This window comes from Acetomicrobium flavidum, assembly GCF_900129645.1.
In the GTDB taxonomy this organism is placed as follows: domain Bacteria; phylum Synergistota; class Synergistia; order Synergistales; family Acetomicrobiaceae; genus Acetomicrobium; species Acetomicrobium flavidum.
In genome coordinates this window covers 1,834,270-1,853,103 of sequence record NZ_FSQZ01000001.1, presented here as the reverse complement: position 1 = coordinate 1,853,103, position 18,834 = coordinate 1,834,270, and the positions used below count along the sequence as shown (strand labels likewise).

Annotated in this window: 18 protein-coding genes; 7 read left to right on the top strand and 11 right to left on the bottom strand. The window is 49.6% G+C overall.

Translation table 11 applies throughout. The features are described from left to right. Positions 1–76: 76 nt before the first annotated feature. The 3 genes from BUQ78_RS09130 to BUQ78_RS09120 form a co-directional block, all read right to left on the bottom strand. Positions 77–1,087 (bottom strand): TAXI family TRAP transporter solute-binding subunit, encoded by a 1,011-nt coding sequence (locus tag BUQ78_RS09130; protein WP_074199994.1) that lies wholly within the window; start codon positions 1,085–1,087, stop codon positions 77–79. Positions 1,088–1,166: 79 nt separating this feature from the next. Next, complete coding sequence (locus BUQ78_RS09125) at positions 1,167–1,673, bottom strand: 3-isopropylmalate dehydratase small subunit (RefSeq protein WP_074199993.1); 507 nt, start codon at positions 1,671–1,673, stop codon at positions 1,167–1,169. Between the two features lie 23 nt (positions 1,674–1,696). Beyond that, a complete protein-coding gene (locus tag BUQ78_RS09120) occupies positions 1,697–2,953 on the bottom strand; it encodes a 3-isopropylmalate dehydratase large subunit (protein ID WP_074199992.1) in 1,257 nt (418 codons plus the stop codon). 445 nt (positions 2,954–3,398) lie between these two features. Here BUQ78_RS09120 and BUQ78_RS09115 point away from each other — a divergent pair, with 445 nt between their 5' ends. From BUQ78_RS09115 to BUQ78_RS09095, 5 genes are read left to right on the top strand one after another with little or no spacing between them, the layout of a single operon-like run. Continuing rightward, on the top strand, positions 3,399–4,781 hold the full coding sequence (locus tag BUQ78_RS09115; protein ID WP_074199991.1) for an acyclic terpene utilization AtuA family protein: 1,383 nt from the start codon (positions 3,399–3,401) through the stop codon (positions 4,779–4,781). 2 nt (positions 4,782–4,783) lie between these two features. Next, on the top strand, positions 4,784–6,184 hold the full coding sequence (locus BUQ78_RS09110) for an MmgE/PrpD family protein (RefSeq protein ID WP_074199990.1): 1,401 nt from the start codon (positions 4,784–4,786) through the stop codon (positions 6,182–6,184). After that, the gene (locus BUQ78_RS09105) at positions 6,181–6,507 is read left to right on the top strand and encodes a DUF4387 domain-containing protein (protein WP_014807144.1); all 327 of its coding nucleotides are present in this window, start codon (positions 6,181–6,183) and stop codon (positions 6,505–6,507) included. The genes BUQ78_RS09110 and BUQ78_RS09105 overlap by 4 nt, the downstream gene beginning before the upstream one ends. 2 nt (positions 6,508–6,509) lie before the next feature. Further along, the gene (locus tag BUQ78_RS09100; protein WP_074199989.1) at positions 6,510–7,874 is read left to right on the top strand and encodes an MmgE/PrpD family protein; all 1,365 of its coding nucleotides are present in this window, start codon (positions 6,510–6,512) and stop codon (positions 7,872–7,874) included. Positions 7,875–7,910: 36 nt separating this feature from the next. Further along, the gene (locus BUQ78_RS09095; RefSeq protein ID WP_074199988.1) at positions 7,911–9,299 is read left to right on the top strand and encodes an MmgE/PrpD family protein; all 1,389 of its coding nucleotides are present in this window, start codon (positions 7,911–7,913) and stop codon (positions 9,297–9,299) included. Positions 9,300–9,542: 243 nt separating this feature from the next. Here the strand turns inward: BUQ78_RS09095 and BUQ78_RS09090 are convergent, their stop codons facing one another. The 6 genes from BUQ78_RS09090 to BUQ78_RS09060 form a co-directional block, all read right to left on the bottom strand. Continuing rightward, positions 9,543–9,896, bottom strand: coding sequence for a type II toxin-antitoxin system RelB/DinJ family antitoxin (locus tag BUQ78_RS09090; RefSeq protein ID WP_318259603.1), 354 nt, complete (start codon positions 9,894–9,896; stop codon positions 9,543–9,545). A gap of 118 nt (positions 9,897–10,014) precedes the next feature. After that, positions 10,015–10,281 carry an AbrB/MazE/SpoVT family DNA-binding domain-containing protein gene (locus BUQ78_RS09085; protein WP_014807149.1) on the bottom strand — a complete coding sequence of 89 codons (267 nt, stop codon included), beginning with the start codon at positions 10,279–10,281 and terminating at the stop codon, positions 10,015–10,017. A gap of 296 nt (positions 10,282–10,577) precedes the next feature. Further along, positions 10,578–11,846 (bottom strand): glycerate kinase type-2 family protein, encoded by a 1,269-nt coding sequence (locus tag BUQ78_RS09075; RefSeq protein WP_074199987.1) that lies wholly within the window; start codon positions 11,844–11,846, stop codon positions 10,578–10,580. Between the two features lie 22 nt (positions 11,847–11,868). Beyond that, positions 11,869–13,032: an iron-containing alcohol dehydrogenase gene (locus BUQ78_RS09070; RefSeq protein ID WP_074199986.1), complete on the bottom strand. Its 1,164-nt coding sequence runs from the start codon at positions 13,030–13,032 to the stop codon at positions 11,869–11,871. Between the two features lie 367 nt (positions 13,033–13,399). Beyond that, on the bottom strand, positions 13,400–13,741 hold the full coding sequence (locus tag BUQ78_RS09065) for a type II toxin-antitoxin system PemK/MazF family toxin (RefSeq protein WP_074199985.1): 342 nt from the start codon (positions 13,739–13,741) through the stop codon (positions 13,400–13,402). A 2-nt stretch (positions 13,742–13,743) separates the two neighbouring features. Beyond that, positions 13,744–13,992 carry a toxin-antitoxin system protein gene (locus BUQ78_RS09060; RefSeq protein WP_074199984.1) on the bottom strand — a complete coding sequence of 83 codons (249 nt, stop codon included), beginning with the start codon at positions 13,990–13,992 and terminating at the stop codon, positions 13,744–13,746. A 207-nt stretch (positions 13,993–14,199) separates the two neighbouring features. Here BUQ78_RS09060 and BUQ78_RS09055 point away from each other — a divergent pair, with 207 nt between their 5' ends. After that, on the top strand, positions 14,200–14,916 hold the full coding sequence (locus BUQ78_RS09055) for an SIMPL domain-containing protein (protein WP_074199983.1): 717 nt from the start codon (positions 14,200–14,202) through the stop codon (positions 14,914–14,916). A gap of 72 nt (positions 14,917–14,988) precedes the next feature. Continuing rightward, positions 14,989–16,023 carry a dual-specificity RNA methyltransferase RlmN gene (gene rlmN, locus BUQ78_RS09050; RefSeq protein WP_074199982.1) on the top strand — a complete coding sequence of 345 codons (1,035 nt, stop codon included), beginning with the start codon at positions 14,989–14,991 and terminating at the stop codon, positions 16,021–16,023. Between the two features lie 202 nt (positions 16,024–16,225). On the opposite strand, the gene BUQ78_RS09045 is transcribed toward rlmN, so the two are convergent. Beyond that, positions 16,226–17,878, bottom strand: coding sequence for a phosphoenolpyruvate carboxykinase (ATP) (locus BUQ78_RS09045; protein WP_074199981.1), 1,653 nt, complete (start codon positions 17,876–17,878; stop codon positions 16,226–16,228). A 128-nt stretch (positions 17,879–18,006) separates the two neighbouring features. Then, complete coding sequence (locus tag BUQ78_RS09040; protein ID WP_074199980.1) at positions 18,007–18,801, bottom strand: sulfite exporter TauE/SafE family protein; 795 nt, start codon at positions 18,799–18,801, stop codon at positions 18,007–18,009. Positions 18,802–18,834: the final 33 nt, after the last annotated feature.

Sequence of the window (18,834 nt, the reverse complement as noted above, 5' to 3'; positions counted from 1 at the left end):
TCAAAAGCCCGTTTCCGACAGCTAACGCAGAAACATTTACTGACGTCGGCTGTCGGATTCCTACCAAACAGCCGACCTACTTTTTATATTCGGGGGGTATAAACCTCTCAGGCACTTCAATTCCCCTTTCTTGAGCGTAACGTATCAGACCAGCATGGGCGTAAATTTCACCGCCTGGAGGAACGTTTTTGAAGAAATCGGCCACTGGATCCCAACCCTTAATAGCCGGATAGGCGGATGCCACTTCTTCCAAGTTTTCGACGTAGGCCTTCACGATTTTATATCCGAGCTCCTCGGGCAACCTCGCAGAAGCAACAGCACCTACTATGGCACATTCTTCCATGATGGGTCCAACTTCAGGTAACTGTTTAATCTTACCTTTGGGCGTCTCCAGGAAAATCATGTAGGGGTAACGCTCTCTAATCTTTGCGACATCGTCTTCGCTATAACCGATCACCGTTATGGGGAGGGTCAAATTAACTTCGATCATGGCTGCATCCAAACTGTCCAAAGGCGAAGTCTTTGAAAGCCCGATTATAGCGCCATTTTTCATGGCGTCAACTGCATCGCCGATAGCGGCAGGCATGAGCTTTATGTCTGCTTTCAGCAGATCGTTAAATTTAAAAATATAATCGGCCGAAGCGGAACCAGGGATTCCGGGACAGAATTTTTTGCCCTTCAATTCTTTAAAGGTAGTGACACCAGAGTCCTTTCGAACGTACAAACGGTCAGCAGTGATGTTGCGTGTAAAAAGCCACCTGACATCTTCCCACTTTTCCTTTTGAAAAGTGTCCATTCCCCTTACCATTTGAAAGGCAGAAGGCAGATCAACGCACAGTGCGAAATCGAACACCCCTGCTTTGATCTTTCGTAAGTTGTCCAGTGCAGCGCCGCTTTCTATGACCGTCACCTGAATGTCGTTTTGCGACTTGTTGATCACGTTTGCCGTTGCGACGCACCAGGCATATACTCCCGAGGTAGATGACGTGCTTCCCATGTTCAGATAATGTTTTTGTGCCATCGCCGGAGAAGTCAGAAGACATAATGTTAAGACGAGGAAAACGAGCCAATATCCCTTCTTTTTCAACTTTCTCCCTCCTTTTAATCTTAGTTGCTTAAAACATCTTCTAAAAGCTGGACATTCCGTAGGGAGCGACATAGAGTTTTTATTCCCTTACGAAATCCCCATATTTTTTTAAATAGGGCACCAACCCTCCTTCTCTTAAAATGTGCTTCATTATGTCGGGCATCGGTTCCATTGGAATTTTTTTATCTTTAGTGATGTTTAAGACCAATCCATTTTCCAGGTCGACCTCAAGCTCGTCCCCGTCATCTATTTCATCCGTATTGCACACCAAGGCAGGAAGTCCGATATTGATGGCGTTTCTAAAAAATATCCTGGCAAAGGAGTGGGCCAACACGGCAGCTATCCCAGACTCCTTGATCGCGATTGGAGCCTGCTCCCTTGAGGAGCCGCATCCGAAGTTTTTTCCGGCTACGACAAGGTCTCCCCCTTTCATCTTCTTAGAAAAGTTTGGGTCAATGTCCTCGAACAGGTGCAACGCCAGGTCATTTAGGTTTAATGTCTTTGTATATTTACCGGCTATGATGTAGTCGGTGTTGATATCATCGCCAAATTTATGAGCTCGACCCTTTAACAAAAAGCCGTTCATCTCGCATCACCTTTCCTTAAAGCTCAAGATAAGTACTTTCGCGGATCGGCTATCTTTCCCTCAACGGCGGAAGCAGCACATGTCGCAGGAGAAGCCAGATATATGTTAGATTTATTATTTCCCATTCGACCTTTGAAGTTTCTGTTTGCTGTGGATATCACGTTCTCGCCATCTCCAGGCACTCCCAAATGGGTTCCCGGGCAGGGACCGCAACCGGGTGGGATTACCGTAGCTCCTGCCTCGAGCAAGGTGGAAATAATTCCTTCCTCGATAGCTTCAAGTAAGGTTTGCCTGGAGGCGGGACATACGAGCAACCTTACATCATCATGGACGCGGCGCCCGCTCAAGATTGAAGCTGCTTCCCTTAGATCTTCAAGGCGACCGTTAGTGCATGTCCCCAAAAAGACCTGTTGAATAGGAATTCCTGTTGCTTCACTGACGGGATGAACGTTATCGACTGCATGGGGAAAGGCAACCTGAGGTTCAAGACTTGCTGCATCTATATGGAGGACATCGATGAAATATGCATCTTTGTCGCTTATCTGAGGGGTAAATGAGCGAGATGAACGGCGGCGAACCCATTCAAGCGTCTTTTCATCCGGTGGGACTATTCCTCCCTTTGCACCGGCTTCGATCGCCATATTGCAAAGCGTCATCCTGCCCCCCATGGACATCTCATCGATGCAGCTGCCTGAAAATTCCAAGCAAAGATAATCGGCACCGTCTGCCTTAAGGATTCCGATGACATTGAGCATGAGGTCTTTGGGATATACGCCCGGCTTGAAGCTGTTTGAAACAATTATCTTCATTGTATAGGGCACCTTGAGCCACAACTTGCCCGTAAGGAGAACTCCGCTCGCATCGGTTGAACCTATGCCGAAAGAAAGGGCGCCCACGGCTCCGTAGGTGCACGTATGAGAGTCAGTACCAAGGGCGATGTCGCCAGGCAAGACCAACCCCTTCTCCAACATAAGTTGATGGCAGATGCCTTCGCCGACGTCGAAGAACCTTATTCCCTGCTCCTTCGCGAAGCTTCTCAACATGTCGTGAAGACCGCTTACTCTCTCGTTAGGGCTCGGGGCAGCGTGGTCCAACACAAAGGTAATCCTTTGAGGATCCCAGACGTTTTCTCTTTCAAATTCATTAAAAGCCTTTATGGTAAGGGGGCCGGTAGCATCATGGCACATCAGCATGTCCACGGTTACCACGCAGAAATCCCCCGCCTTCACCTCCTCGCCGACATGACTGGAAATTATCTTTTCGACAATAGTTCCTCCCATATCAATGCACCCCTGTCTCTATGGCGAACGAAAGGCAAGACCTAGAATGTTTTTAGAGAACGCAATATTGGATATCTATTTCCATTGACTAAGCTAAAAATAGCACTAATATTTTTTTTGTCAATAGCAGAATAACCTGATTTTCAATGATGATTTTGCATGAAGGATATGACAATTTTTTAATTGATCTTTGCATGGAATACAGGAACCCCACCATGTATATAGGCTCAAAATCCCTTTCAATAACGGCTGGATAATACATACTAAACCGTTAATACAACTGAATATATGCTGCAGGTGCATCTATGTTACGTCAAAAAATCTATATATATCTGGTATAACTTTGTATATTGACTTAACGATATGAGCGTGATAAGCTCATCATGAAATGGAAATGTATATCCGTTATTATGATGCAAAGGGCATCACGATCGGAGGGATCGAATTGGAAAAGATTTCTTTATTGGTGTCAACGGGAAATTTGGGCGATAACATAATCGAGGAGGGATCCTTTTACGAAGGCGTGAAACGTCAGATCGATTGTTTCGCCGCAGATGCCGGCACTGCCGATGCAGGTCCCACCTTTTTGGGCGCCGACATGCCCCACAACCCAATCGAATGGGAGGAACACGACCTCGAACTCCTCCTGGTAGAAAGCAGAAAAAGAAACGTCCCCATGATAGTAGGCTCCTGCAGCACTACGGGCACAGACAGCGCAGTGGACAGATATGCGGATATCATCAGAAGGCTTGCCAAAAAACACAAGCTGGAGCCCTTTAAAATGGCCTTGATATACTCTCAGGTCAGCAAGGAGGAGCTGCAAAGAAGGCTCAAGGATATCGAACCTCTCGAAGCTCCCTACGAACTCACCGAAGAAGTCTTAAACGAGACGACAAACGTAACGGCATCCATGGGCATAGAGCAGATCGTACATGCCCTGGAAGAAGGCGCAGACGTAATTTTAGCGGGCAGGGCCTGCGACGACGCTGTCTTGGCTGCCTACCCCATCTATAAGGGCTTTCCCAAGGGTATCAGCCTGCATATGGGCAAGGCTGCCGAATGCGCATCGCTGGTCTGCTGGCCCCAGATGGTGAAGGAATCCATCATCGCGACGGTCACCAAGGAATACTTTTCGATAGAGCCGATGCATCCGGCACAGCGGGCAACGCCCCACAGCGTGGCGGCCCACTCGATGTACGAGAGGACGAACCCCTTCGTACAGGGAGTGCCCGGCGGCATCTTGGACATGCACGAATCCGAGTACGTCGCCGAAACGGACCGCATCACCAGGGTTTACGGGAGCAAATTCGTCCCCTCCCCCGACGGAACCTACAAGGTAAAGCTGGAGGGAGCCGGCGAAGTTGGCTACAGGGTGTATCACCTGGTCGGCATCAGGGACACGAGGGCCATAGCCAACATCGACCAAATATTGGTGGACACCCGAAAGAAGGTCTCTCAGATCATAGGACCCCACAGGGACGGAGACTACGAACTCTTCTTTCACGTTTACGGCAAAAACGCCATCATGAAGGATTTCGAACCGCAAGAGCGGATAACAAGCCACGAATTAGCCGTAGTGATCGAAGCCATATCGAAGGATCAGGAGCTTGCCACCTCCGTGGCAAAGTGCGCCAAATTCCGCTTTTTCTACATGAGCTATCCCGGGCAGATGAACTCCTCCGGCGGATCGGTGGCGCTTCTTACAGACGAACCGCTTTATCCCAAAAACAAATGCTATAAATGGACTGTAGACCATCTCCTGCGATTGGACGATCCGCTGGACGACAAGATATTCAGATTCTCCTTTGAAACTGTCAGGGGAAGGTAACGATGAGCAAGCCGAGGGACGAAATGGATACGTTGCTCTGTAAACTTGCCCGCTACTACGCCTCGCTGTCGTATGACGAAGTTCCAGCCGAAGTCATCGAGAAGGCAAAACGTTCGCTGGCGGATTTCTTGAGCGAGCTGGCTGCGGGTTTCTACGTGGGAGAGCTGGCCGAGGCGGTAAATCCTTACCTTGTGGAGCTGGGAGGCAAGCCTGAGTCGACTCTGCTTTGCGTGGGCAGAAAGATGCCCGCCCAAAATGCCGCCCTCGGGATGGGAGTAATGGCTCACGCTATAGAGCTCGACGACGGCCACAGGTGGGGAACATCACATCCTGCCGTGGCAATCATGCCTGCCGTGCTGGCCATGGCCGAAAGGGAGAAAAGCTCCTACGGCGAAATCCTTTTAGCCATCGTCATCGGCTACGACATGATGCTTCGGACGGCCAGGGCGATAAACCCCGCGCACCTTAAAAAGGGGTTCCATTCGACAGGGACATGCGGCTCTTTAGGCGCTGCTGCAGCATGTGCGAAGCTCTTAAACTTGGACGAAGAAAAGACGGCTTACGCCATATCGATGGGCGGGCTTCAAAGCGCAGGATTACAAGAGATGCTCCACGACCATCCGGGCGTGAAGCCCCTTCAGCCCGGAAAGTCTGCCTCAGCCGGCGTCCTGGCTGCAGACTTGGCAAAGCGCGGCGCCAAATCCCCCAGGACCCTTTTTGAGGGAGAACACGGCTGGCTCAAGGCCATGTGCGATTCAAATTACTCGGCCGAAGCCTTAATAGGAGACCTTGGAACCCGATTTGAGATCCTCTATACTTACACGAAGCTTTATCCCACCTGCAGACACTGCCACGCCGCCATAGACCTGGCACGGGAGGCCAGGGAAACGCTATCCTGCGATCCGGCCGATATAGAATACATCGAAGTCAAAACTTACAGGCTTGGCATCGTGGAAGTTGGCCGAATACAGGTGCCAAAGACCCAGCAAGAGGCCATGTTCAGCCTGCCCTTTGCCGTAGCAATAGCATTGACTCGAGGAAACGTCACGCTACAAGACTATACACCTGAGACGTTAAGCGATCCGAAGCTCATCTCCTTGGCAGAAAAAGTTCATGTAATAGAAGATGAAAAATTAAACGACCTGTACCCCGAAGAAAGGGGTGCCCATATGAAAGTAGTTTTAAGAGACGGCCGAAGCTTTGAAAAATACATCCCCGTCGCTAAGGGAGAGCCGGAATTTCCCGTTACCGACGAAGACTTAAAGGAAAAGCTGCAAGCCATGTTATCCCCCTACTACCCCAACGCCTTCTTCGAAGGCCTGTGGAAGATGACAGTAGAGGGGGATATTGAAAGTCGAAGTTATGAAGAAATCATTGAACACTTTGGGAGGTTTTGTTCATGAAGACAAAAAATATCTGTGATTTGGCCAGAACCGTGAGGAGCAAGAATGCAGGAAGCTTCATGATAACCCTGGAGATCATATTCGACGATCGGGAAATTTACGAAAGGGTCAAAAAAAGCGGAGCCATAACGAGGGAGGCGATAGCCAGGGCCTATAACGTAGAACCTGAAAAGATCTTAGACTTCATGTTCTTTGATCCGGGCATGGGCATCAAGGCAAATTATCAGCGCCCGATTCCAAGCGGCGGACCTGCCGAAACGGATGTCTACGGCTGTCAGCAGTACGCTCCCCTCTTTTCCCTGGAGATACCGTGGGAGGACTGACGATGACCAAAAGCGTCTCCGAAAGGCTGGCAGATTTCGTACAAAGGGCAACTTACGAAAACTTGCCCAAAGAGGTGGTCCACCAGGCTAAAAGATGCCTTTTGGACACCTGCGGAGCCGTAATAGCCGGAAGCTATCACTCGACATCAGGAAAGATAGCCCAAAACTACGCAAGGTCCCTGGAGGAGCCGCCCAAGGCTACGATAATTGGAACGGACATCATGAGATCTCCTCAAACGGCTGCCTTCGCAAACGGCATCGCAGCGCACGCTCTAGAACTCGACGACGGCTCAAGACATGCGACTTACCATCCCGGATCCTCGATCATACCTTCCTCCCTCGCCCTATGTGAGGCGGAAGGAAAAACTGCTCGGGATTTGATCACCGCCATCGCCGTGGGCTACGAAGTCTCCATAAGGATAGGAAAATCCATGAACCCACACCACTACCTCAAGGGATTTCATCCAACGGGAACGGTCGCTCACTTTGGCACGACGGCAGCCTGCTGCCAAATATTAAACTTAAGCGTCGAAGAAACGGTCAACGCCTTGGGGCTTGCCGGAAGCCTGGCATCGGGCATCAATCAATACGAGATAGACGGCTCTTTGGTGAAGCACTTACACCCCGGTAACGCTGCAAGAAACGGAATCTTGACTGCCCTACTGGCTAAAGAAGGCCTGACGGGCCCAAAAGGAGTAATCGAGGGACGTCTCGGGTTCTGTCACTGTTTCTCTGACCGATACGACATCTCATCCATAACGAAGGGCTTGGGCAGCGAATACGACATATTGTCCATCTACTTCAAGCCATACCCCTCCTGCAGATATGTCCATTATGCAAACGAAGCAACTTTAAACATCCTAAATGAACACCCTTTGACGCCGGAAGACATTGACCAAATCCATATCCTCACACACCAAAACGCCAAGCAAGGCTCTGATATCCCCGATTACCAAACGGTCTTGCACGCACGCTTGAGCATCCAATACGGGATCGCCTCAATACTGGTCAGAGGCAAAGCCGGACTTCAGGAGTACACGGATGAGGCGATAAAGGACCCAAAGGTGCATGAAATTGCAAAAAAGATCACCATAGAAATAGATCCTGAAATTCAAAAGCTATATCCGAATCCCAGGAGCATGATCGTTCAAATTAAGGATAAAAAAGGCAATATCTATTCATCGCGCGTAGATTATCCAAAGGGTGACCCGGAAAATCCAATGACAGACGAAGAATTGATAGATAAGTTCATCGACGTCACGGAAGGGGTAATTTCAAAGAAAAGACAGGCGGAGATCATCGAAAATACGTTACACGGATCGCCCGACGCGCCGGTAAGAAGTTTGATGAAACTGTTAAGGTTCTAGGGCATATTTTTTAAATTAATAGAGGGGGAAAAGAAGATGTCGGAAAAACAGACAATGAGCAGACGGTTATCGGAATTCGCTGTCAGCCTGAAATACGAGGACATTCCCTCGGAGGTGATAGAACACCTCAAAAACGTCATGCTTGACGGTTATGGATGCGGACTATTCGGATCCACCACCCCGTGGATGAAGATCTACAAAGACGTCCTGACGGCCAGGACGGACAGAAAGGAAGCCTCCATATGGGGAACGAGGGATAAAACTTCCGTCACCGCCGCCATGATGATAAACGGCTCGGCCATAAACTCCTTTGAGCTCGACGACACGCATACCGACGGAATAATTCACGTTTCCACAGGTGTTTTGGGATGTGTCACCTCCTTTGCTGAGATGCTTGAAAGCGTAAGCGGCAAGGAATTTTTGGTCGCCGCCGCCCTAGCCTACGAAATATCCTGCCGCGTGGCCGCACCCATCGGCATGGAGCTGGCCCATCAGGGATTTAACAACACGGGAACCACCTGCGTATTCGGTTCGACAGCGGGCGTGGGAAGGCTGCTTGGCTTGAACGCTGAACAAATGCAACACGCCATGGGAATTTCAGGAAACTGGGCAAGCGGCCTGCAGGCCGTACAGTTTGCCTCCATGGCAAAAAGGATAGTGCCCTCCAAATCCTCGGAAGGAGCCATCGTCGGAGCTTTGCTCGCAAAAGAAGGTTTCACTGGAATAGAAGACGTCTTTGAAAACGAATTCGGAGGATTTTATCACTGCTTCACCGACAGAGTCTACGACGAAGAGCGCACCTGCGGAGAGTTGGGTGACCGTTGGGAGCTCATGGGCATTGGACTTAAATTCTACTCCACTTGTCGAAGCAAGCACACGACCATAGACGGCTTAAGGAAGTTCAAAGCAGAACATCCCGACATAAAGCCCGAGGACATAAAAAAGATTGTCGTTCATACCACATCTATAACGAGAAAATACTCCGTCGACGTAGATGACATCAAAAGCGTGGTCTCGGCGCAGTTAAGCCATCCCTACGTTTGTGCCGTCACGCTCATGGAGGGGAACGCCTTTATCGACCAATTTACCGAAGACAAGATCAAAGATCCCAAGATACTGGAGTTCGCAAGAAAAGTTGAGGTCGTCGACGATCCCGAAATAGAAAACCTGCCCAGGGCTCTTCGCTACACCGTTAAGATCGACATCCACTTAAACGACGGACGTGTGTTCAACCTGGAGGTAAATTATCCCAAGGGACATCCCAAAAACCCCTTCACTAAGGAAGAGTTGCTCTGGAAGTTCAAAACCCTGGGCTTCAAGGCAATCCAAGACGACAAAAAACTCGACAGGATCGCTGAGGCCTTGTTTAACCTGGAAGAAGTCAAAAACGTCAGAAGCTTCGTGGAGCTCTTGAGGAAGGAATAACTTTTAAATACCGAGCGGGGCTGTTGGCAGAGTATCCGCTCGGTATTTTTTTATCGAATATCACCTATCATCACAGAGGATAAAATTCACTTTTGAGTTCGTCCCCTTTTAGACATAGCACAAATCTTCCATGACGTACTCTTTCCTGTTGGGCTTTATGCCGTCAGGGGTCGCAAGATCGACTTTTATACCCAGGATGTCTTCCAGAAAATCGGCAAGGCCGAAGAACTTGAGACCTACGGGCTAGCTAAACTCGACCATGATGTCAACGTCGCTGTCTTCGGTCTGCTCGCCGCGGGCATAAGAACCAAAGACAGCGATGCTTTTTACCTTGTACTTTTCTTCAAGCTCTTTCCTGTGGCTGTTTATGATTCTTTTTATCTCTTCAAGGGTCTTTGGCTTTGGTTTTTCTTCTTTTGCTTTGGGAACTTCGATCTCGAAGGGGAAACGCCCTTCTTCGGCAATGCGGACTAAAAACATGCGCACTGCGTCGGAAAGGATAAGCCCCATCCCATCAAGGACACGTGCGGCCCTCTCCTTTGTTTCGCTGTTTATTCGCACCCTGATCATCGAATCGCAGGTTCGTACCAATGTCAACGCCACCTTTGTAGATACAATGTAACTACAAATACATACACCCTGATGGCTTCTTCGGCCAGCCCCCGTAGCTTTGTCAGGTCTTTTTCAGCGCTCTTTGTCAAATGCAGTTCAAAGTTCATTCGACGTCCAAACGGATGTCTTTTTCTTTGGCGTACTCTTCTATAGTTCTGGTACGACCCTCCTTATACTCCTTGACGGCTTCCTCGGCTAAGACGTCAAAAGGACTCACTGCCAGGGCTATCCGCAACTGGTTACTTTGCGGATCATACTTGAAGAACAACGTGTCGCCCGCTTTTACTCCTAAGGCCTTTCTCATGCTCCTGGGTAAAGTAATGCGGCCTTTGTCGTCTATTCTTACAGCCACTTCTTTTGTGTCAGCCATCTTCTACCCCCCCTTAGTGGGAAAATCCCACTAATTGATGGTTTAATTATAGACAACGGACTCTGCCTGTCAAGGCCCGGATAATGACTTTCGGGATAAGAATTTCTCAACAACAAGACATGCTCGACTTATCGTACAGGACACAAGTAAAGTATTTACGAAGGGAAATCATCCACGGGGCAAGGGAAAGGCAAATATCCCGGCGACAGATAAGGGGAGAGCGCTTCCCCCACACGGAAGAGGTCACAGGTTCGAAACCTGTGTCGCCCACCATTTTTACTGGATTTTCTGAGGCATCAATTTTCCCGGACTTTCGTCTCATCGCATAATATAAATATCAAATCATTTACGTTTGTGCCCGTCGGCCCTGTCCTTATCAAGCTATTGACTTTTTGTAAGGCGTGATAGGAATCGTTGTCGTTTAAGGCGTCGTCGATATCTATGCCGGCTTCCTCTAATAATGTCGCCGTCCTTCCGTCGACGATACCGCCCGCCGCATCCGTCGGACCGTCGGTACCGTCCGTACCTACGGAGGCAATCACAACTCCTGTACAGTTTTTTATGCCTCGGGCAGCAGACAGGACAAGCTCCTGGTTCCTGCCCCCTTTTCCGGTTCCTTTTACGTGTACGACCGTCTCGCCGCCCAGGATTATCGCACAGGGCCTTTTCAGAGGCCTTTCTTTTTCAACCTCTTCTCTGGCAATCGCGGCCAAAAACAGGCCTGCTTCGCTTGCCTCACAATCTAGCGTGGTAGTCAGGATCATGGCATTGTATCCCAAACTTGCAGCCACATTTTTTGCGCTTTCACATACCTTGGAGACGCTTCCTATTATCCTGGTTTCAACGTTGTCAAGGCTTTTAGGGGTTTCTTCGCTCAGGCTTTGAAGTATATGCCTCGGCAATTTTAAGTCGTATTTCCTTATTATTTTTCTCACGTCTTCGACCGTCGTCGAGTCGGGATAAGCGGGGCCTGAGGCGATGCTATCAAGCCTGTCGCCCAAAACGTCTGAAAGAACGAGGGAATACACCTTGGCTGGCGAGGCCATCAGAGCAAACCTTCCGCCCTTTACCTGAGACATCCGCTTTCTGATGGCGTTTATCTCCACGATATTGGCCCCGCACCTTAAAAGCATATCGGTGACGTTCTTTATATCCTCCAGGCTCACGCCATCTACGGGAAGCTCAAAAAGTGCAGACCCTCCTCCGGAGACCAAAAACAGCACAGTATCGTCCTTCGATAGGCCCTTCGCAAGTTCTACGGCCTCTTTCGTGGAGCTGATCGTATTTTCGTCGGGTATGGGATGGCCCGCTTCGTAGATCTTCAGCCCCTCTATTGGACCTTGGGAATGTCCGTATTTGGTGATGACAACGCCGCCTTTCACCTTGTCCTTAAGACAGTCCTTCGCGGACTTGGCCATCCTCCAGGCAGCTTTTCCTATGGCGACCAAATAAATCTTGTCACCCAAATCTAGCTTTCTAAGCTCTTGTTCCACTGCCCTTTCGGGCAATACCGAGCTAATAGAATCCTCTATTATCCTAAGGGCATCTTCTCTTAAGCTTTTCATTAACAGCAGCTCTCCATGGGCTTCAATCCGCCAGCGCTTTTTTAAATAGCACCAGGTAATCCTCTTTGCTCATTTCACGAGGATTGCTATCCGTGGAGATGTTTCCGGCTGCCATATCTGCCAACCTTTCAAGGTCTGATTCTTTTACGCCAAGGCTATTGAAAGAGGGCAGGCCCACTTCCTTGGCCAGTTTTTTGACCCTTTCTACGGCCTTCATGGCACCTTCCCGAGAAGTTTCAAAGGTCTCTCCCATTGCCTTTGCAATCCTTGCGTACTTTTCAATGCAACACTCGGCGTTGTATTCCATCACGTAGGGCAACAATACGGCGTTGCAGACCCCGTGGGGCGCATCGTAAATGCCGCCCAAGGCCTCGGCCATGCAGTGAACGGAACCGACGTCGGAGTGGCTAAAAGCGATCCCGGCAAGCAAACTTCCCACCAACATGCTGGCCCGCGCCTCGATGTCTTCCCCATCTTTCACTGCCCTTGCTAGATTGTGCGTTATCAGCTCAACCGCGTATAAAGCCAGCGCATCGCTGACAGGCTCAGAAACCTTGACGGTGTAGGCCTCTATGGCGTGCGTCAAGGCATCCATGCCCGTAGAGGCGGTTATATGAGACGGAACGGTTACGGTAAGTTCGGGGTCAAGCATGGCAATCTTTGCGGCCATGTAGGGACTTTTGACCGTCATCTTGTAGTTGTTCTCAGTGTCAGTGATTACCGCCGAAAAGGTAACCTCGCTTCCCGTCCCGGCGGTTGTCGGTATGGCGACGAAGGGAAGGATGGGCTTTTTTACTTTAGTCCTTCCCTCGAAATCCTTTATCCTCTCCCCGCCGTGGGAAACCAAAACGCCAATTGCCTTGGCGCAATCGATCACGCTTCCTCCGCCTATGGCTATCATTGCATCCGCTTGAAAGCTACTTACGGTCCGAGCGCCGCTTTCGACGTTTCGGTCCTTCGGATTGGGATCTATCCCATCGAAAATGCCGTAGGAGATCCCCTCTTCATTTAAGATGGGCTTTATTTTTCCCAGCAAGCCTGCCTTTATGATTCCGGGGTCTGTGATTATGCATACTTTTTGGGCTCCAAGTTTCTTTAGTTCGTCCCCAAGTTTGCTTACTATGCCCACTCCGTATTCGATCCTCGTGGGCAACTCGAAACTAAATTGCCTCAATATGTTCGTCATTTTCATCACCTTTTCGTATAGAGCTTACCGCGAAATTATAAAATTGGTTTTTTCAAATTTCATATCATCTCATCAATAGCATAATAGCTTTCAAAAATTATAATACCATATATACAAAAAAGAAACGGTGATGCTGCTGCTAAAGAAATGGAACGGCACATCGACTTCGTCGAGGAAAGATTAAAGCTGCTTTAAAAACTTATAGTAGTAAATGATATTGCCCGTACGAAACACCATCGGTTTCCGGCCAGGGTTTCTTACGGCAAAGGTCGTGCCCAGGAAGCGGGAGATCAGGATACTGGAAGAAGGGGTTATAAGCAACAAAAAGATTAATTAGATGCTAAGCTATATCCTGCAGGTGTATAATTCATAATCCCAAAAGGATGCGCAGCCTATCTTCTACTTCCGCAAGCGTTCCTTCTTCCACCCTTCCAAGGCATCTAACAAGCCGTTCTTTTGCGACCGAACGGACGTCTTCGCATTTTATGAAGCTTTGCTCGTTCAGGCCGCCTTCCGGCGGGAAAACGCCGACGTGAAGGGGAATGCCCTTATCCTTTGTGGTAATGGGAATTACAATCACAAGCCCGGCAGGTCCGTGATTAAAGCCGTCGACCGAAACGACAAGGGCCGGACGTCTGCCTGCCTGCTCGTGACCGCAAACGGGATTTAAGTCCACCAGCCATATCTCTCCGCGAGATGGTTCTGCCATTTTTAATTGTCCTTCAGCCCGTCAAGGAGCGTAACATCCCAGTCGGCTCTTTCTTCCTGCTCTTCCTTCCACGCCTGTGAGTCTGCCTTCAAAGCGGCGAAGGCGGCGTTAGCTTTATCGAGCAGGAGCTTGCGGCGGTACAGCTCGACCGCTTCGCCTAAAATTTCCTGCATCTTGCGTCCCGTTTGGGCCGAAAGGCTTTGCAGCATCTTGTGGGTTGAAGAGTCGATGCGGACAGTGCTGCTTGCCATTTTTCATCATCTCCCTTGAAAGTCCTATATTAAGTATACTTATTAGTAACATATTTGTAAACATAAATGTGTCATAAATATGAATATGCTCTATGAGCTTTGAAAGCACATCCTCTAATCGGTCCAACTAACAAGCTTAACCTGCGTAAATACTGTAACGCCGATGCTTTATACAGGCTATAATAAATAAAAAGGGGGCATCCAAAGATGACGGACCGAAGAACTGTCGCTTTTTTGGCTTTAGGAATATGTTTGGCCTGTGGGCTCATCATAGCAAGCTATATCATAGGTAATGCCCTGGTAGAGTTTAAGTCCGCGGAACGCTATGTCACCGTAAAGGGGTTGTCAGAACGGATCGTGGAGGCAGACCTTGCCATTTGGAGCATATCCTTCAGGAACTCCGCCAACGACTTGGAGGAACTTCAAAGAAGCATCGACGATAACAAGACAAAGCTGTATAACTTCCTGCTTGAGGCAGGTTTCCCTGAATCCGAGATCTCAAGCATGCCGCCGCAGATAACCGACACACAGGCTCTGCCCTACTACGATGCGGGCAAAGGCAGAGAATATCGCTACGTCGCCGTAACAAGGGTTACATTGCGGTCGGGCGACGTTGCAAACGTTAAAAAGGCCATGGAAAAGGCAGGACAGCTTGTATCTGCCGGAATTGCCATAGGCGAGGACAGCTCAGCGCAATTTGCCTTCACCAAACTAAACGACATAAAGCCCGAGATGATCGCCGAGGCGACCAAAAACGCCAGAGAAGCTGCCGAGCAGTTTGCCCGAGATTCGGGCAGCAAAGTTGGAGCCATAAGGAGGGCCTCCCAGGGGTATTTCACCGTTGAGGACAGGGACGCCGGTTCCCCCGACTTCAAAATGGTCCGCGTCGTTACAACTGTGGACTTTTTCCTGACATCCCATTGATATAATCGGCAAAATCTGCTATAAAAGACTGCCTGCAGGCAGGTTATCACCAAGACCAGGAGGAAACGAGGAATGGACGAAGCAGTAAACGGCCTTGACCTGGATTATCCGGAGTGGGTAGATGCCTTATCCGAAAAATTTGGCCTTCAAAGATACAGGGCAGACCAGGTATGTCAGTGGATCTACCAAAAAAAGGTATTCGACTTTTACGAGATGACAAACTTAAGCAAAGACTTGAGGCAAAAACTGGCAGGAAGCATCGTCATTACGCCGCCTGTTTTGGCCCGCATGGAGACCTCCAAGGACGGCACCAGAAAGTTTCTATGGCAATTGCAGGACGGCGAAAGTGTGGAATCGGTCTTGCTTGTGCAGCAGGGGCGCTTGACTGCATGTCTTTCGACCCAGGTAGGCTGCCCTTTGTCATGTGCCTTTTGTGCCTCGGGGAAAAGTGGGTTTGTAAGAAATCTGTCGGCTGGAGAAATAACGGGCCAATTCCTTGCTATGGAAAAGTTTACAGACCAGGACATAGACAACATAGTATACATGGGGATGGGGGAGCCTTTCTTAAATCAGGAAGCGGTATTTAAAAGCATTCGAATATTAAACGAACCCAAGATGAGGGGCCTTGGCATCAGGCACTTCACCATATCAACGGCAGGGGTAGTACCCGGAATATTGGCTTTGGCCGAGATGAAGATCCCGGTGAGGCTTTCTGTATCTTTGCATGCGCCAAACGATCAGCTGAGAAGCAAGCTGATGCCTATAAACAAACAATATCCGCTGTCAACCCTGATGGAAGCGCTTCGAAAATATCAATCGGCCACGAAGGATCGCATCACCATCGAATATCTAATGATGAACGGCGTCAACGACTCGACGGAGCATGCATACGAGCTTGCAACGCTTTTAAGCGGCCTGTCCGTTTACGTAAACCTGATACCCTACAATAGCGTGCCCGGAGGCAATTTTAAAAGGTCTACGGACGGTCGCATCAAGGCCTTCGCTGACATCCTTTCCAAGCTCAACATAGAATGTGAGATAAGGCGCGAAAGGGGTTCCGACATAAACGCTGCGTGCGGGCAACTTCGAAGGGTCATGAATCAATAAAAAGGGGACAAAGGAGCTTACTTTGCTGGAGATATCCTTTGTCCCGCTTTTTGTGTAAAACTCCTGACGTACCTTGGGCGGCTTAACGAGACTTCATCGGGCCTCATTCTTTCGATCAGCTTCTTCGACCCATACAGTTTTTGTTTGTCTGTCGGTGGCAAACATCAGGGCAAGTCTCAACAGCTGCTCTTCCATGGCTTGTCTAACCGACTAAATTACTTATGCCCTGCAAAATGTCCTCCAAGGCTTTCCCCGCTTCCGGGGGCAGTTTGTCAAACCCTCCCTTTTCCGTATCTCTGTCTTTTACGAACTTGATCCTGTCCTTGATTCTGGCCGCGAACTGCTCCCGATAGTTTTCGTCTTTAAAATTCGGCACAAACCCCTCTATCTCCATGATCTGAAGGCCCGAAAAATCCTCCCAAGGCACGAAGTGCGCCCTTTCTTCTACGATGGCCTCTATTATCTCCAGGGTCATCTTAGATTCGATCTTTTTGCCCATGAACTCTCCTGTATTTAAGACGTAACAGTCGACGCCTTCGGCCAAAAGGTGCTTGAAGCCCTCGTAATCTACGCTTAAAGGATACACCCTAAAGGGGTTAGCATAGGGCTCAAAGACCAATGCATTTGGATCGATGCCGGGCAAAAGCCTTTCTGCCGTCGTCCTCCTTGTGGCAAGGGTCGCGCCCATGGTCGAGCCAAGGCAGGGATCAGTTACCTTGACAACGGGCGGCAGGTTCGGATCCCTCATGATCCAAAAGAGGGCGTTTATAGGATCATCCAAGCGGTCGGCCCTGTTCGGTGACCAAAACCTGGATCGTATGGCCCTGCCATTTCCGTTTCGGATGTCTTCCATTACTGCGTATAGTTTGCCGTCCTCACCCACGGTTACGCCGTTGTTTTGCAGCGTAACGATATACTTACTTGCTTCGCTGGTAATCGTGTAATCCTGTGTCTTGTCGAAATAGGTGGGTTCCAGGGCTATGGAGTATCCCTTTTCCCGGTTGACGACGAAGGCGTCGTCGTGCAATACGGTTATATCGTACTTACCGTTATGTTTTGCGTGCGTAATGGTCGATTTTCCCGATCCGGACAGCCCGAATACCGCCATGACGAAGCTTTTGCCGTATGGCAGCCGAAATCGCTTTAGCCCGCCATGACAGGAAAGAAAGCCGTTTCTTGCTGCCGTTCCCCAGGCAAGCGTCAATGTTCCCTTCTTGAACTCGCCAAAATACCTCATGCCCAGTATGGCGGCGCAGTTGTGAAGGGGGTCAAAAAGAGCAAGTCCCAGAGGATGGTCAGGATGTTGCCAATCCGGGTCGGAAAAGACGAATATGTCCCCTTCGGGGTAAAGCTTTGAGCTGCGATACATCTCACTGTAACGCTCGTTTAAGTACTGAAAGTTGAGCAGCCAGTTGTACAGGATATTTTCGTGTCCCTCGGGGATCAAGAGGTGGGCCTTGACCATGAAGTCTAGGTCCAATCCCACGACGGCCTGTACGTGATACAATTTGCGAAACCTCGTCCCGTAAACGGCCTCGCGAAGTTTGGAGGCGTATTCCTCGACGCTTACATTCGGCTCTCCTATTATCCTCCTTGCCGCGGCGCAGCGGCCCACTACACCGCCGTCGTTAAACAACAACACGTTTGCGCCCTCGGGCAGACCTTGCCTTTCGGCATCGAATACGGGCATACCCGTGAGCTCAACTGTCCCCGGGCTATCCTTGGCAAGGCCGTAAGCTTCCCTCAAAGAGCCTACGGATACCACGTTATTGCCGTAAAATGGAGCTTCGACGGTTACCCTGATCCTGGACCTAAGGCCTTCAAACCCTGCCTGATAATACCCCATAGTAGCCATGCCTATCTCTCTCCTCTCATTCAATGGCTATGTAAATAATTAAAATCCAGCTTATAGAATTAATGAAGTGCTTGTCTTGCACGACGATTCTCCAGTTCGTTTTATTTAATCATAAACATGCCCTACTGCTACTGCCCAATCCCAAAAATCATCAACGCTCCCAGCACGGCAAAGATGATGCCGACTATCTTTCCCAAGACCGCCTCATTTGTCTTGTTGGCAAAGCCTGCCGTTAACCTTCCCCCTATTACCGTGCCGATCGCGCTGGGTACGGCAATGTCCATGGGGAGATTTCCCGTGAAGGCATGTCCCAAAGCTCCGGAAGCTGCCGTAAAGGCCATGATGAGCGTTGAGGTGCCTACTCCTTCGTGCACCTTGTAGCCCATTACGAAGACCAGTATCAGTAGGATCATCACTCCTCCGCCGGCGCCAAGGATTCCGCTTATGATCCCCACCAGCACGCCCAGGATCGTTCCCGACGTTTTTGGATTATCCCTCAAGACCTTCAAAAAACCTTTAACTTCATCATTCGACGTCGCCCTGCCTTCGGGCTTTATGGCTGCCTTTTTGCTTCCCTTCCGCCAAAACATGGCGGCTGAAACCAAAAGCAGGACGCCAAAGGACCCGCCCACTCCCATCTCGGGCAGATGGGGCGAAATGAAGCTTCCCAACTGTGCACCCAATACCGACCCCAGGGCTATCAGCCAACCTTGCCTCAAGTTTAGGTTGCCGTACCTGGAGTAAGTCCAGGCCACGACAAGGGAGGCCAAGGCATCGGCAAAGAGGCTGCAACCTATGGCATCGAAGGTAGAACAACCCAACATCACGAGCCCCGGTACTATTACCATTACACCGCTAGCACCAATTAGCCCGGTGATTGATCCTGCTATAAAGCTTATGACAGTTATCAGGATATAAAACATATTACCTCACTTCTGACCCATGTACTCCACATA